The following is a 464-nucleotide window of genomic DNA, read 5'->3' as shown; positions in this document are numbered from 1 at the left end:
CGACGCCTATGCCCAGATTTTCACGGACAGCCTGGACGATCACGTCAGAATTGGTGCTGGACCACAGCGGAGCGGCGGTTAAGTTATGCAGGGTCAGAGCGCAGTCAAAGGCGTCCCGGATTGTACAGCCCTCCTCCCGCAGGATGAGAGGCTCTTCCAGGAGGCGTTCTAAGGATACGGGCTGACTGGTTTGCCGGGCAAATGGATGGTCGGGAGCGCAGATGACGGCCAGCGGGTAGGAGGAAAATGGGATTTTCTCCAGCTGCTCGTCGGGGACCACACCCTCGATCAGACCGATATCCAATTCGTTTCTAAGGAGAAGCTGAGCAATCTCTTTGGAATTGTTCACAGTGACTTTTATGACGGACTCCGGATTGCTTTTCATAAAACGGGAAATCACACCGGGGAGCAGGAAGCTGGCCAGAGTCACGCAGGAGCCGACCCGGAGCGGAGTCTGGCGGTTT

1 protein-coding gene is annotated in these 464 nt (G+C 56.5%); it reads right to left on the bottom strand.

Translation table 11 applies throughout. The features are described 5' to 3' along the window. Window positions 1-464, bottom strand: a 464-nt coding sequence (locus NE664_13780; GenBank protein MCQ4727703.1) for a LysR substrate-binding domain-containing protein, incomplete at both ends; no start/stop codon positions are given.

Source organism: Anaerotignum faecicola (assembly GCA_024460105.1).
Lineage (GTDB): Bacteria > Bacillota > Clostridia > Lachnospirales > Anaerotignaceae > JANFXS01.
Note: the sequence above shows the minus strand (reverse complement) of the source record. Positions and strands in the feature narration are given on the sequence as shown.